Source organism: Streptomyces sp. NPDC002463, from assembly GCF_042889835.1.
GTDB lineage: Bacteria > Actinomycetota > Actinomycetes > Streptomycetales > Streptomycetaceae > Streptomyces > Streptomyces nymphaeiformis.
Genome location: NZ_JBIARL010000014.1, coordinates 104,283 through 117,370, shown reverse-complemented (window position 1 = coordinate 117,370; position 13,088 = coordinate 104,283). Strand labels below are relative to the sequence as shown.

Genomic DNA, 13,088 nt, shown 5'->3' with positions numbered 1-13,088 from the left:
GAATCAGACGAGGTAGGGGTAGGTGCCGGCGAGGTAGTCGCCGATCTGCTGGCGCATGCCGGCGTGGATGTCGTACTGGTCGAGGTCGGCGGGCTGGACGAAGCGGACGCCGTCGGCCTCGTCGTTGATGGTGGGCTCGCCGCCGGTGGGGCGGCCGATGTAGGTGTTCTCGTACTGCTGGCGGATCTCGCCGTCGGTGTAGGCCACGATGTGGCGGGGGTTCGTGTAGACGCCGAGGAAGCCGGTGATTTCGGCAGTAATCCCCGTTTCCTCTAGGCACTCGCGTACCGGGCACTCGGCCGCCGTCTCGCCGATGTCCTGGGCGCCGCCTGGCAGTGCCCACTGGCCGGTGTCGCGGCGGCGCTGGAGGAGGATGGCGCCGCTTTCGTCGACGACGAGCAGGTTGCTGGCGGGGATGAGGGTGTTGGCCTTGGGGGCGTTGGGGTCGTTGTAATACTCAGTCCTGCCCATGTGGGGCGATCTCTCCTGATCTGGCTGATCGGGCGTCCGGTGAGAATGGTGTTGCCACCCGCCGGCGGGTTCCGTCACCGTGAGCTTCTCGGGGTCCTCAGCCTCCCAGGTGTCGCCACCGCCCCAGACGTGGCGCAGGACGTACACGGAGCCCCCTCGGACGTCGGTCACGATGGCCTTCCGTCGGTGGCCTCGCCGTGTACCTGGTCGCCCACCCAGGGCTTCCCGTCCTTCACGCTTCGTCCTCCTTCAGCTCGGCCCAAACCTGCTTGCCCCAGCGGTACAGCTCGGTGCCCCACTCCTCGGCGAGCGCGTCTACTAGGACCAAGCCTCGCCCCCGGAGGCTGTCGCCCTCGGCGTCTGCTCTCAGGATGGGGACGGTCCTGGAGCGGTCGACTACGCCCACGCGGACCCTGTTCGTGAGAGGCCTGGAGACGATCACTCGGATCGATGGGAGTCGACTGTGGTCGACCGCGTTGGAGACCAGTTCAGTGATCACAAGCGTGGCGTTCTCGGTCAACGAATCCAGGCCCCAGACAGCCAGCGCCGTTCGGACGAGCCGGCGAGCGACCGCTGCGCTCCGCGCATCGCGCGGAAGGCTCTGCGAGTAGGCGGGGTGGCCTGTCGGGCAAGACGTGACAGCCGCCGTGGCAAGGACTCCAATGGGCGGGGGTGCAGGCTCCTCGCGTCCCCGCGTGGCCACTTGACCTTCCTCGTCACCCACGTGGCTGAAAGTCACCAGTTGCCCTCCCGTCGTCGTCGGTTGGTGGTTTCGTGTTCTCTCAGCGAACCGCGATTCGCAATGGGTGGGCATCCCTGCCGAGGCCTCGATGCCGTCAAACCCGTCAAAGGTTGTTCTCTTGTGAACAGGGGCGCAGCATGGCGCGCAGGAACGACGAACTGGCCGCGGTGATCGCGGAGACGGGCTGGTCGCAGCCCGTGGTGGCTGCCGCAGTGGTACGTGTCGCAGCGGAGGCCGGGGTCGACGAACTCCTAGGCGTCACGCGCTCGCACATCGCCATGTGGGTCGCAGGGACCAGACCCAGGGGCCGGGCAGCCGACGTCCTGCGGGAAACTCTGTCGCGGCGGTTGGGACGTCCCCTCACGCTCGCGGAGATCGGCCTCGCGGGGAACGTCTCGGATACGGTCACCGGGTCCGAGTGGGACACCGACACGCTGACGACTCTGGTCGATCTGGGGAGAAACAGCATGGACCGCGAACGCCGCCGACTCCTTACCGGCGCCGCCATCTACTCCGTCGGCGGATTGGTCCTACCCAGGGATCCGTGGTGGGACGAAGCTCCACAGCGGGCGCGTTCCCGGGCGGCTGGCCCGCACCGCAGAGTCGGCGAGACCGAAGTGCGGGCTGTTCGCGAGATGACCGAATTCTTCGCCCGACGCGATCAGCGGCACGGCGGTGTCGACGGTCGAACCGCCCTCTACCAGTACATCGTCGACGACGTCGCCCGGTACGTCAGCGGAGTCTTCAGCAGCGAGACCTCCCGTCGGTCCCTGTACTCGGCGGCGGCCGAGGCCGTGTACGTGGCCGGCTGGATGAGTTTCGACGCCTCCCAGCATGAACCGGCGCGGCGCTACTTCACCCTCGCGCTCAAGCTTGCCGCCGAAGCCGACGACGCCCCCCTTGCCGGGCACATCTTGCGGGCGATGGCCCATCAGGCCATAGACCTTGGGCACTCGCGGGCTGCCTTGGACCTCGCCACCGCCTCCATCGAGCGCAAGAGGTATGACCATGCCACCCCGCGAGAGCGAGCCCTGATCGGCATCGTGCGTGCGCGGGCACTGGCCGTCGACGGCCAGAAACGCAACGCCATCGCCGCGATCCGCCGAGCCGAAACCGACCTCGACCAGGCCGCGGCGGGAGACGACGAACCTCAGCGCGTCTGGTTCTTCCAAGAAGCGTCCCTCGCACATGAGACCGCCCGCACCCTGTGGGCCCTGGGCGATCTCAATGGCGCACTGCATCATTTCCGTGCCAGCGTTCGACACCGTAGGGCGGACTCCTTCAGCCGAACTCACGCTGTCACGCTCGGCTACATGGGCACCGTCCAGGCCGGGCAGGGCAATATCGATGCGGCGTGCCAGACGTGGTCCCTGGCCCTGGACGCGATGGACGGCGTTCAGTCCGGCAGGGCGCGGGAAGCTGTCGTCACCATGCGGACGACCTTGTCTCCTTTCCGTAACCGCGGAATCCCCTCTGTCTCCCAGGTGGACGAGCGCGCCCGGGTCGCACTTCGACGAGTAACCTGACGGTGCCGAAGCCGCCGCATCCCCCAAGTGGCGTTGCTTATAAGGAAGAAGGGCAAGCTGTGTCTTCACAGTTCATCGAGGTGCCGGTCATCGCCGATGTCGTCGGGGGCCATACGGGGCGGCTCGACGACTTCAAGGGCGGCGTGGAATCGGTCATCCGCCTGCGGCCGGAGTTCCCCATGGAGACCCTGCAAGGCATCGAGCAGTTCTCTCACCTTCAGGTGACGTGGTTCTTCAACCTCGGGTCCCCGAACGATGTCGCACTTCATGCTCGCAGCCCCCGCGACAACCCCGCATGGCCGGCGACCGGCACGTTCGTTCACCACAACCATCGGCGTCCGGCCCGGCTGGCCACTTCCTTTCCGCGGCTGCTCAAGGTCGAAGGACGCGACCTGCACGTCGTGGACCTCGACGCCGACGACGGCACCCAGGTCGTCGATCTCGTGGCGGTCTTCCAGGAGATGCTCCCGCGCGGGCCCGTCACTCAGCCGGCGTGGCCGGGCGAGATGCTCGCGGACTACTGGCGAGACGCCTCCGAACGCTGAGGGCCGAGCAGTGCCGTCCAGCAGGGCGCCTGGTCTCGGGGGTGAGGTTCTCGGGGTGGGCGTGCATCGTGGGCTTCTGGTGGGACCGCCCTCTTTTCGAGAGTCGCTCCTTCCGGTGGCGCGTCAAGGGCGCTCCTTCGTCGCGTCGGCTCCGCCGATTCCGCTGCGCTCCACCCTTGACCCGCCACCTCCAGGAGCGAAAGACCTCTCGGAGGGCGGTCCGGGGGGACGGGTCCACGCCGGGGCGCCGGGGCCGCGCCCCGCCGTAGGCGGGTGAGGGGTTGCGGGGTGGGTGGGCGAGGCCGGGCATCGGCTGGGCAGTGGATTGGCTGCGCGGGCCGGTGGGTGGGGGCTTGGCTTGTTGTCGGGGTGGGTGGGTTCGGTTCGCCCGGTGGGGTCGCGCGGAGTTGAATGGGGCGGCCCGGCAGGGCTGAGCGGCCGTCGGGTTGTGGGGCTTCAGGCCCCGCTGGTCATTGCCGGTGGGTGGTGAGGTGCGAATAACTCCGCACTACTCCCGGTAACAGCCCCCAACCAGGGCCCCAAAGGGGGCGCATCGCCCACTCGGTCTGAGTTACTGCAGGAAACCACCCACCGGAAGTGACCAGCGGGGCCTGAAGCCCGGCCGCAAGACGACCGACAGCCGCTCAGCCCTGCCGGGCCGCCCCATTCAACGACCGCGCACCCCGACGAGACGGAAACAGCCCCACCCACCCCCGCCGCAAACCGAGCCCCCACCCACCGGCCCGCCAGTCGCCACTCCCGCCCCGGACACTGCCCGGGCCCCCGCGCGGCCCCGCCCCCGGCCGCCCTCCGAGTGTGAAAAGGCGGCCTCCGCCGCCGGGTCAAGGGTGGGCGAAGCCCATCGCGCAGCGACGCCGGAGGCGCCCTTGACGCGGCGGTGGAGGACGCCACACTCGGAAAGAGGGCGGCCGCACCCGCGCCCTCGTTGCCGGGTCATTCCGAGCAGACCCCCGCCAGTGCCGCTTGCACCGCGGCCTCGGCGTGGAGCCGTGCAGTGGGGAAGATCGGGACGGGGCTGTCCTCGGAACCGATGAGCAGCTCGATTTCGGTGCAGCCCAGGATGATGCCTTCCGCGCCGTCAGCGACCAGATCCGAGATGACCTTCCGGTAGGCGGCGCGCGACTCCTCCCGCACGATGCCCAGGCACAGTTCCTCGTAGATCACGCGGTGAACCTCCGCACGCCCGTCAGCGCCCGGGACGCGCACATCCAGTCCGCCGGCCTCCAGACGGCCTCGGTAGAAGTCCTGCTCCATGGTGAACGCGGTGCCCAGCAGGCCGACTCGGCGCAGACCCGCCGCCCGTACGGTCTCCGCCGTGGCGTCGGCCAGGTGCAGCAGGGGGATCGAAACCGCCGCCTCGACCTGGTCGGCGACCTTGTGCATGGTGTTGGTGCAGATCAACACCATGTCCGCGCCTGCCGCTTCGAGGGCCTGAGCAGCCGCGGCCAGGATCTCGCCGGCCTCCGTCCAGCGCCCCTGGACCTGCAGCTGCTCGATCTCCGCGAAGTCGACCGAGTAGAGCACGCACCGCGCCGAGTGGAGTCCACCGAGGAAGTCGCGCGTGAACTCGTTCAGCAAGCGGTAGTACTCCGCCGTCGACTCCCAGCTCATCCCACCGATCAGCCCGATCGTCTTCATCGCCACGCCCCTCACCCGTATAAGGGGTTGAGCATGCCAGATCGCTACGCATAAGCCCGACTTGGAGTCAGTCACCCACATGAGCGGTCTTCGCTTACTGTGCCCACCCGGGTGGGTCGTCTGCGTTAGCTTCGCGCAAAACGGCCCCCGTCGACAGTTCACAGCTGTCGGCGAGGGCCTCAACCACCCGTGGAATAGGCGTCCACTGTGATCTATCGGCACTTTAACGCGCCCTCGCGCGCCTTCACCCAGTTTTCGCACGAGATCATCCGGCATCCTCGGCTCTCCTCCGACGCCGTTCGGCTTCTGACCTGGCAGCTCTCCCTCCCCCGAGGCGCCCGCGAGTCGCTCTCCCGTACAGCTGAACGTGCCCGGATCGGGGCATGCGCCTTCGGGCGCGCCAAGCGGCAGCTCAAGGAGGAGGGGTTCGTGCACGAGCGGCGGGTGCAGGTGGGCGGGGGACGGTGGGTGACCCAACAGCTTGTGTCCAGCGCCCCGTTGACCGCCGACCAGGCCGCCAAGCTCCTTGCGCGGGAGCCCGTACCAGCGTCCTCGCAGGTCGCACCGAGTCCTCGGAAACCGGCCGTCGGTGTGCCGGTGACCCCGTCGACCGACGGTCATCCAAAGAAGAACCCTGTCGAAGACATCTCCAACCTTCCCCCGGAAGTCGTGGAGGAGGACTCGCCTCGGCTCGAAGAGGGCCGCGCGCTCATCGGCGCACTGCCGATCCTCTCCCCCGCCCTCCGCCACATCCCACCCGGCATGCGCGACGAACTCGCCCGCCTCGCCGCCCGCTGGCTCGACGCCGGCCATACCCCCACCGACGTCCACGAGCACATCCAGCGCTGCCTCCCCACCGGAGGCACGCCTGTACACCGGCCGGGCGGGCTCGTTCGGTACCTCCTGCGTGACGTACCCGCCCGATCCCTGCCTGCCCCGGCCGGGCCCCGGATCTCCGCTCGCCTCGAAGGCGCTCGGGAATGCGCCGGTGACCACACCCAGCCCATGCTCTTCCGGCCCCTCGGCGACGAGACCCATTGCCCCCAGTGCGCCCAGAAGGCTCCCAGCTGACTCCCGTACGCTCGAAGAGCGATCCATCGATCCATCGATCAGTCGACCAGGAAGGCCCCCGCCATGCCCCGCATCCCCTCCCCCGCCATAGCCGCCGCCGGGCTCGTCGGTGGGTACGCCGTCGCTCGGTGGACCAAGAAGCGGCCCCTTGGGGGTGTCGTGCTCGCTGCCGCCGGTGGTGTGGCCGCGCGTGAGTGGCAGCAGGTGGGTGGGGTGAAGGCGTCTGTCGGGCTGACCTCGGCTTACGTCGCCGCGTTCGCCGGGTCCCACCCGCTCGCCAAGAAGATCGGGGCCTGGCCCGCCGTCTTCTCCGTCGCCGGGGCCATGGCTGCCACCTCCTGGGCCGTGACGCGCGGGAAGGCCTGACCTCCCGGGCCGTGACGAGTGGGAAGGCCTGACCTCCTGGCCGTCACCCGCGGGAAGGCCGACCCGATGCCCCGTCGCCCGTGAGCGGGGCCCGCTAACCCCCCACCGCCCGGCTCACCGTATAGATCAGCAACCCCGCCAGCGCGCCCACCACCGTGCCGTTGATGCGGATGAACTGGAGGTCGCGGCCGATGTTGGCCTCGATCTTGCGGGAGGTCTGGGTGGCGTCCCAGCCGGCGACCGTGTCCGTGATCAGGGATGTGATCTCGTGGCGGTAGGTCGTGACGACGTATGCCGCCGCGTCTTCCGCCCAGCCCTCGACCTTCGCCTGAAGGCGGGTGTCCGTCGCCAGTCGGGTGCCCAGGGAGATCAGGGAGGCGCGGGCGCGGAGGCGGAGTTGGCTGCGGTCGTCCTCGGCCGCCGCGATGATCAGGGACCGGACCGAGGACCAGGCCGAGGCGATGATGTCCTGGACCTCCGGGCGGGCCAGGAGGTCCGACTTCAGGCGTTCCACGCGGGCGCGGGTGTCCGTGTCGGCCTGGAGGTCGGCCGCGAAGTCGCCCAGGAAGCGGTCGATCGCACCGCGCGCCGGGTGGCCCGGCATGTCCCGCATCTCCGTGATGAAGCGGAGGAGCTCCCGGTACACCCGTTCGCCGATCTTGCGGTCCACGAAGCGCGGGGTCCAGCCGGGGGCGCCGCCCTGCACCGCGTCCATCACCGAGTCCCCGTGCGTGACCAGCCAGTCGTGCGCCCGGGTGCAGATCAGGTCCACCGCCCTGCGGTGCGCTCCGTCCTCGACGATCTTCTCCAGTGTCTTGCCCAGGCCCGGGGCGATCTCGGCCGATTCGGCGCGGCGCGTGATCGCCTCCCCCACGACCGCCTGCACGTCGGCGTCCCGCAGGACCGTCAGTGCGCCTCGCAGGGCCGTCGACAGCTCCGCTGTCACCCGGTCCGCGTGTGCCGGGTCCGCCAGCCACGCCCCCAGACGGCGGCCGATTCCCAGGGCGTGGAGTCTGCCTCGTACGACATCCGCCGAGAGGAAGTTCTCTCCTACGAACGTGCCGAGGGACGCTCCCAGCTGGTCCTTCTTCGTCGGGATGATCGCCGTGTGGGGGATCGGCAGGCCCAGCGGGCGCCGGAACAGGGCCGTCACCGCGAACCAGTCCGCCAGCGCGCCGACCATGCCCGCCTCCGCCGCCGCCGCGACGTAGCCCGCCCAGGCCCCCCAGCCCGCGTTCCGCGCCCACGTCGCCAGGCCGTAGATCACGGCCACGACGAGCAGCAGGGACGTGGCCAGCGTCTTCATGCGCCGGACGCCTCTGCTCTTCTCCTCGTCCGCAGCCGTGTACGAGAAACTCACCATGGACTCGACCTCCTACCTCAGGGACTCCCGGCGGTCCTCCCGAGTTCCCCCGTACATCTTCGCGATCACCGCCTCGATGTCCGGCTCCCGCACCGAGAGGTCCAGGAGGGGATGTCTCGACGCCACCGCCGCCACCAGCGGGGCCGCCGACGCCGTCGCCGGGAACGCGAGCCACTGACGCGGTCCCTCCGACCGTACGAAACGGGCCCCGGGCACGTCCGTGATCGGGGGCAGCTCCCGCTCCAGGTCCACCACCAGGAGCCGTTCGCTCTCGCCCACCGCGTGCAGGCCGGCCGGCTCGCCGTCGTACATCAGGCGCCCGTGGTCGATCACCATCACCCGGGAGCAGAGCTGCTCGATGTCCGTGAGGTCGTGGGTCGTCAACAACACCGTGGTGCCCCGGGTCGCGTTCAGGTCCTTCAGGAACTCGCGCACCCTCGCCTTCGACACCACGTCCAGGCCGATCGTCGGCTCGTCCAGGTACAGCACCTCCGGATCGTGCAGCAGCGCCGCCGCGATGTCGCCGCGCATCCGCTGGCCGAGGGAGAGCTGCCGTACGGGCACGTCGAGCAGGTCGTCCAGGTCGAGGAGGTCCACGCAGCGGGCGAGGTTCTCCTCGTAGCGGGCGTCGGGGATGCGGTACATGCGGTGCGTCAGCCGGTACGAGTCCTTCAGGGGAAGATCCCACCAGAGCGTCGTGCGCTGGCCGAAGACCACTCCTATCCGTTGCGCCAGGCGGGTCCTCTCCCGCGACGGGTCGATGCCCGCGACCCGCAGGCGGCCGCCGCTGGGGGTGAGGATGCCCGTGAGCATCTTGATCGTGGTCGACTTCCCCGCGCCGTTCGGGCCGATGTAGCCGACCATCTCCCCGCGCTCGACCGCGAAGGAGATGCCGTCCACCGCCCTGACCTCCTTCTTCTCCCGGCGGAGCAGGCCTGCCCTGCGGCGGATCGTGAAGGTCTTCTCGACCCCGTTCAGTTCGATGAAGGGCATCACGCCTCAGCTTCCTGTCGATCTGTACGAGCGGATTCCCGCGCGCCACGCCAGCCCCGCGGCCCCGCAGCAGACCGCCGCCACCAGCGGCGACGCGAACGCCGCCCACTCCGGCACCCCCGCCGGCATCGGCCGGCCCAGGACGTACAGCGCGGGCAGCCAGCTCACGAACGCCAGCGGTACGACGTACACGACACCCCGCACCAGGTCCTGCGCGAAGATCGTCGGCGGGTACTGGAGGAGGGTGTTCCCGCCGTACGTGAACGAGTTCGTGACCTCCGCCGCGTCCTGGATCCAGAACAGCGTCGACGCGCCGAGCACCATCACCGCGCCGAAGATCACCGCCCCGCACACCACCGTCACCGGCAGCAGCACCGCCTTCAGCGGCGTCCACTCCACGTGGAGCAGGAACAGCCCCCAGACCAGGACCATCAGGCCCTGCGCGACCCTGCCGAACCGCCGCAGCGCGAACTTGTCCGCCGCGACCTGCGCGAGCAGCGGCGCCGGCCGCATCAGGAAGGTGTCCAGCGTGCCGTCCCTGACCCGCCTCCCCATCCGCTGGAGCGAGCCCATCGTCAGGTCCGCGATCCCGAAGGAGGTGCCGGCCGTCCCGTAGAGGAGAGCGACCTCCGCGAACGAGAAGCCGCCCAGGCCCCGCACCTGACCGAACATCAGGAGGATCACGACGAAGTCGAAGAAGGTGACGCAGAAGCTGGTGACGAGGGTCAGGGCGAAGGAGGAGCGGTACGCCATCGTGGAGCGGATCCACATGCCCGCGACCATCCGGTACGTGCGCCAGGAAGCCCGTATCCCCGTCTCCCCGTCCGTGCGCCGGGAAGCCCGTATCCCCGTCTCCCCGTCCGTGCGCCGGGAAGCCCGCATTCCCGCCTCCCCGTCCGTGCGCCGGGAGTCGGCCACGGTCACCTGAGACCCGCGAGGCCTACCCACCCTGCACCACCATCTTCCGCGTCGCCGCCCCCTGCGCCGCCCTCCCCGCTCCCAGCAGCACCAGCGCCCAGCAGCCCTGGAAGGCGTACGCCCCCGCCAGTTCCCAGCCCTCGTACCTCCCCAGGTACACGTCGGCCGGCACCTGGAGCAGCGACGCCCACGGCAGCAGCCGGGCGAGTTCGCCCAGCGTGCCCGGGAAGACGTTCAGGGGGAGCAGCATCCCCGAGAAGAACAGGCCGGCCAGCCAGGCCACCTGCACCACTCCCTGGCCGTCGAGCAGCCAGAACGCGCTCATCGCCACCAGGTACCAGATCGCGAAGCCGACCACCGAGCCCAGTGCCACCGCCAGGAGGAACGCGAGCCAGCCGCCCGGCCCCGACGGCAGCGTGAAGTGGAAGACGAGCGCGCCGACCGCCATCGGGGCGACCCCGCGGCCGAGCAGCTGGTAGGCGGTGCGGCCGGCGTTGGCCGAGAACCACCAGGCCTGGAGGTCGGCGGGGCGGTAGAGGTCGACGGCGATGTCGCCGGTCCTGATCCGTTCGATCAGCTCGTCCTCGAAGCCGCCGCCCATCAGCCCGCAGACGGTGATGAGCGCCTGGCCGATCCACACGTAGGCGAGGGCGTCGTCCATGGAGTAGCCGCCGAGGCTCGGCCGTTCGTGCCAGAGGGCGATGTAGGTGGAGGAGAGGACGAGGCCGAAGACGGTGTTGGTGAAGACGCCCGCGGCCGTGGCCACGCGGTAGGCGGCGAAGCGCCGGAATCCGCCCGCGGCCACCGTCGCGTACAGCCGCAGCATGCCTGTCCCTTCGGAGCGGTGAACGGCGAAGCGCACGACCCTAGTGGTCTCGTCCGGCGTGCCGCGAGCGGTTTTCGCGCCACCTTCGGGTCGGTTGAGGGAGTTTCCTCACGTTCCGTGCAGTATGTGGTGCTATGTCCCCTTCCTCCGACACGAGTGACGACGATCCCCATCCGAGCCGCTGGGAACCCAGGGACCCCACCCTCCCCGCCCCGGTACGGCGCCGACGCCCCCGCCGGGTCCTACGGACCCTCCTCGGGACCCTCCTGCTCGGCGTGCTGCTGCTCGCCGGCGCCTTCGCCGCCGGCTACCTCCTCGTCGAGATCCCGCCCGCCAACGCCGCCGCCGTCGCCCAGTCCAACGTCTACCTCTACCGGGACGGCACCCCCCTCGCCCGCGACGGCGAGGTCAACCGCGAGAGCGTCCGCCTCGACCAGGTCCCGCTCGCCGTCCGGCGGGCCGTCCTCGCCGCCGAGGAGCGCGACTTCCAGACCTCGCGCGCCGTCGACCCCAAGGCCATGGTCCGCGCCGCCTGGAACACGGTCACCGGCAAGGGCCGCCAGTCCGGTTCCACCATCACCCAGCAGTACGTGAAGAACTACTACCTGGGGCAGGAGCAGACCCTCAGCCGCAAGGCCAAGGAGTTCTTCATCGCGCTCAAGCTCGGCCGCGAGAAGAGCAAGGAGGAGATCCTCCAGGGCTATCTGAACACCAGTTACTTCGGCCGGAACGCGTACGGCATCCAGGCCGCCGCCCGCGCCTACTACGGCAAGGACGTCGAGCGGCTCGACACCGCGGAGGGCGCGTACCTCGCCTCCCTCCTCAAGGCCCCCAGCGCCTACGACGTCACCACCCACCCCGAGAACCGGGCCAAGGCCGTCGCCCGCTGGCACTACGTCCTCGACGGCATGGTCGGCGAGGGCTGGCTCAGCCCCGCGGCCCGCGCCGCCGCCCGCTTCCCCGCCCCCCAGACCGCCCGCGCCGCGACCGCCCTCTCCGGCCAGCGCGGCTACCTCGTCCAGGCCGTCGAGGAGTACCTCACCGACCACGGGATCGTCGACGAGAAGACCCTCGCCGGCGGCGGCTTCCGCATCACCACCACCCTGGAGCCCGCCAAGCAGGAGGCCCTCGTCGACGCCGTCGAGGACCGGGTCGTCTCCCGGCTCGACCCGGCGAGCGCCCCCACCGACCGGTACGTACGGGTCGGGGCCGCGGCCGTCGACCCGGCGACCGGCAAGGTCCTCGCCATGTACGGCGGCGTCGACTACACCCAGCAGTACGTCAACAACGCCACCCGCCGCGACTACCAGGTCGGCTCCACCTTCAAGCCCTTCGTCTTCACGGCCGCCGTGCAGAACGGCGCCCAGACCCAGCAGGGCCTGCCCATCACCCCGTACACCCTCTACGACGGCACCAACCGGCGCCCGGTGGAAGGGTGGAACGGCGGCGCGTACGACCCCGCCAACGAGGACGACGCGAGCTACGGCGACATCGCCGTCGGCGCCGCCACGGACCTGTCGGTGAACACCGTGTACGCCCAGATGGCGGTCGACGTCGGCCCCTCGCAGGTACGGCGCACCGCGATCGCCCTCGGCCTGCCCGGCTCCACCCCCGACCTCACCGCCTCCCCGTCCATCGCCCTCGGCCCCGCCACCGCCAGCGTCCTCGACATGGCCTCGGCGTACGCGACGCTCGCCGCGCACGGCCGGAACGGCACGTACCGCCTCGTCGAGGACATCAGCCGCGACGGTCGGCGGCTCGACCTGCCCGCCGCCCCCCGCCGGCAGGCGGTGAGCCGCGAGGCCGCCGACACGACCACGTCGATCCTGCGGAGCGTCGTCGAGACGGGCACGGGCACGGCCGCGCAGGCCGCGGGCCGCCCGGCCGCCGGGAAGACCGGCACGGCGGAGGACGACAGGGCCGCCTGGTTCGCCGGCTACACCCCGGAGCTCGCGACGGTCGTCGCGCTCATGGGCCAGGACCCCGAGTCCGGCTCGCAGGAATCGCTGTACGGCGCCCTGGGGCGGCCGCGGATGGACGGCGGCGGGGCGCCGGCCGAGATCTGGGCACGGTTCACCCGTGAGGCCCTGGACGGGACACCGGCCCGGGACTTCGAGCTCCGGCTGATGCCGGGGGCGGAGGCGCCGCCCGTCCCCTCGGCGCCGGACGGGGCCGAGGGCTGGTACGAGACGGGCGAGGCGGGACCGGGCGCGGCGTCGCGCGGCCCCGGCCACGGCCCCGGCCCTTCGCGTACGACGCGTCAGTGACCGCTGGTCGCCTTGAGTCCCACGACGGCGACGAGCAGCAGGCAGACGAAGAAGATACGGGCGGCGGTCGCCGGCTCACCGAGCACCACCATGCCGAGCACCGCCGCACCGGCCGCGCCGATGCCGACCCAGACGCCGTAGGCCGTACCGATGGGGAGGGTCTTGGTGGCCTGGGCGAGCAGCACCATCGAGGCGACGATCCCGGCGACCGTGAAGACGCTCGGCCAGAGGCGGGTGAAGCCCTCGGTGTACTTCATGCCGATGGACCAGCCGACTTCGAGCAGACCGGCGAGGAGGAGAAGGACCCAGGCCATGACGACGAACCTCCGCGAGACGGATCA

Annotated in this window: 13 protein-coding genes and 1 pseudogene; 6 read left to right on the top strand and 8 right to left on the bottom strand. The window is 70.4% G+C overall.

Annotated features, from left to right (window positions below; genetic code table 11):
• Nucleotides 1–3 precede the first annotated feature (3 nt).
• Together ACFYX3_RS27115 and ACFYX3_RS27110 are read right to left on the bottom strand one after the other, a co-directional pair.
• The gene (locus tag ACFYX3_RS27115) at nt 4–471 is read right to left on the bottom strand and encodes an NUDIX hydrolase (protein WP_389018339.1); all 468 of its coding nucleotides are present in this window, start codon (nt 469–471) and stop codon (nt 4–6) included.
• 232 nt (nt 472–703) lie between these two features.
• On the bottom strand, nt 704–1,285 hold the full coding sequence (locus ACFYX3_RS27110; protein ID WP_389018336.1) for an ATP-binding protein: 582 nt from the start codon (nt 1,283–1,285) through the stop codon (nt 704–706).
• A 65-nt stretch (nt 1,286–1,350) separates the two neighbouring features.
• Here ACFYX3_RS27110 and ACFYX3_RS27105 point away from each other — a divergent pair, with 65 nt between their 5' ends.
• Complete coding sequence (locus ACFYX3_RS27105) at nt 1,351–2,739, top strand: Tat pathway signal protein (RefSeq protein WP_389018333.1); 1,389 nt, start codon at nt 1,351–1,353, stop codon at nt 2,737–2,739.
• Nucleotides 2,740–2,798: 59 nt separating this feature from the next.
• Entirely contained in the window at nt 2,799–3,284 is a 486-nt protein-coding gene (locus ACFYX3_RS27100; protein WP_389018330.1) for a TrmO family methyltransferase, read from the top strand.
• 954 nt (nt 3,285–4,238) lie between these two features.
• On the opposite strand, the gene ACFYX3_RS27095 is transcribed toward ACFYX3_RS27100, so the two are convergent.
• Nucleotides 4,239–4,943: an aspartate/glutamate racemase family protein gene (locus ACFYX3_RS27095; RefSeq protein ID WP_389018326.1), complete on the bottom strand. Its 705-nt coding sequence runs from the start codon at nt 4,941–4,943 to the stop codon at nt 4,239–4,241.
• 669 nt (nt 4,944–5,612) lie between these two features.
• Between ACFYX3_RS27095 and ACFYX3_RS27090 the strand changes: the two genes are divergently transcribed.
• Both ACFYX3_RS27090 and ACFYX3_RS27085 read left to right on the top strand, forming a co-directional pair.
• Nucleotides 5,613–6,014, top strand: a complete 402-nt coding sequence (locus tag ACFYX3_RS27090) for a hypothetical protein (protein ID WP_389018323.1) — start codon at nt 5,613–5,615, stop codon at nt 6,012–6,014.
• A gap of 63 nt (nt 6,015–6,077) precedes the next feature.
• Complete coding sequence (locus ACFYX3_RS27085; RefSeq protein ID WP_359510923.1) at nt 6,078–6,380, top strand: hypothetical protein; 303 nt, start codon at nt 6,078–6,080, stop codon at nt 6,378–6,380.
• Between the two features lie 94 nt (nt 6,381–6,474).
• On the opposite strand, the pseudogene ACFYX3_RS27080 reads toward ACFYX3_RS27085, so the two are convergent.
• The 3 genes and pseudogenes from ACFYX3_RS27080 to ACFYX3_RS27070 form a co-directional block, all read right to left on the bottom strand.
• Nucleotides 6,475–7,743 (bottom strand): annotated as a pseudogene (locus ACFYX3_RS27080) (DUF445 domain-containing protein); the annotation flags it as partial.
• Between the two features lie 12 nt (nt 7,744–7,755).
• Complete coding sequence (locus ACFYX3_RS27075; RefSeq protein WP_389018320.1) at nt 7,756–8,736, bottom strand: ATP-binding cassette domain-containing protein; 981 nt, start codon at nt 8,734–8,736, stop codon at nt 7,756–7,758.
• 6 nt (nt 8,737–8,742) lie between these two features.
• Nucleotides 8,743–9,519, bottom strand: a complete 777-nt coding sequence (locus ACFYX3_RS27070) for an ABC transporter permease (protein WP_385660795.1) — start codon at nt 9,517–9,519, stop codon at nt 8,743–8,745.
• Here ACFYX3_RS27070 and ACFYX3_RS27065 point away from each other — a divergent pair.
• Nucleotides 9,506–9,664: a hypothetical protein gene (locus tag ACFYX3_RS27065; protein WP_389018690.1), complete on the top strand. Its 159-nt coding sequence runs from the start codon at nt 9,506–9,508 to the stop codon at nt 9,662–9,664. The two genes, ACFYX3_RS27070 and ACFYX3_RS27065, sit on opposite strands and share 14 nt — an antisense overlap.
• Before the next feature lie 12 nt (nt 9,665–9,676).
• On the opposite strand, the gene ACFYX3_RS27060 is transcribed toward ACFYX3_RS27065, so the two are convergent.
• The gene (locus ACFYX3_RS27060; RefSeq protein WP_389018676.1) at nt 9,677–10,477 is read right to left on the bottom strand and encodes an ABC transporter permease; all 801 of its coding nucleotides are present in this window, start codon (nt 10,475–10,477) and stop codon (nt 9,677–9,679) included.
• 137 nt (nt 10,478–10,614) lie between these two features.
• On the opposite strand from ACFYX3_RS27060, the gene ACFYX3_RS27055 reads away from it, so the two are divergent.
• Nucleotides 10,615–12,747 (top strand): transglycosylase domain-containing protein, encoded by a 2,133-nt coding sequence (locus ACFYX3_RS27055; protein ID WP_389018317.1) that lies wholly within the window; start codon nt 10,615–10,617, stop codon nt 12,745–12,747.
• Here ACFYX3_RS27055 and ACFYX3_RS27050 read toward each other — a convergent pair.
• Nucleotides 12,741–13,061, bottom strand: a complete 321-nt coding sequence (locus tag ACFYX3_RS27050) for a DMT family transporter (protein WP_376584535.1) — start codon at nt 13,059–13,061, stop codon at nt 12,741–12,743. The genes ACFYX3_RS27055 and ACFYX3_RS27050 overlap by 7 nt on opposite strands.
• Between the last annotated feature and the right edge of the window lie 27 nt (nt 13,062–13,088).

Excerpts from the sequence above, each read along its gene's own strand:
- ACFYX3_RS27115 (WP_389018339.1), bottom strand. The coding sequence starts at position 471 with ATGGGCAGGACTGAGTATTACAACGACCCCAACGCCCCCAAGGCCAAC.
- ACFYX3_RS27110 (WP_389018336.1), bottom strand. The coding sequence starts at position 1,285 with ATGCCCACCCATTGCGAATCGCGGTTCGCTGAGAGAACACGAAACCAC.
- ACFYX3_RS27105 (WP_389018333.1), top strand. The coding sequence starts at position 1,351 with ATGGCGCGCAGGAACGACGAACTGGCCGCGGTGATCGCGGAGACGGGC.
- ACFYX3_RS27095 (WP_389018326.1), bottom strand. The coding sequence starts at position 4,943 with ATGAAGACGATCGGGCTGATCGGTGGGATGAGCTGGGAGTCGACGGCG.
- ACFYX3_RS27085 (WP_359510923.1), top strand. The coding sequence starts at position 6,078 with ATGCCCCGCATCCCCTCCCCCGCCATAGCCGCCGCCGGGCTCGTCGGT.
- ACFYX3_RS27075 (WP_389018320.1), bottom strand. The coding sequence starts at position 8,736 with ATGCCCTTCATCGAACTGAACGGGGTCGAGAAGACCTTCACGATCCGC.
- ACFYX3_RS27065 (WP_389018690.1), top strand. The coding sequence starts at position 9,506 with ATGCCCGCGACCATCCGGTACGTGCGCCAGGAAGCCCGTATCCCCGTC.
- ACFYX3_RS27070 (WP_385660795.1), bottom strand. The coding sequence starts at position 9,519 with ATGGTCGCGGGCATGTGGATCCGCTCCACGATGGCGTACCGCTCCTCC.
- ACFYX3_RS27055 (WP_389018317.1), top strand. The coding sequence starts at position 10,615 with ATGTCCCCTTCCTCCGACACGAGTGACGACGATCCCCATCCGAGCCGC.
- ACFYX3_RS27050 (WP_376584535.1), bottom strand. The coding sequence starts at position 13,061 with ATGGCCTGGGTCCTTCTCCTCCTCGCCGGTCTGCTCGAAGTCGGCTGG.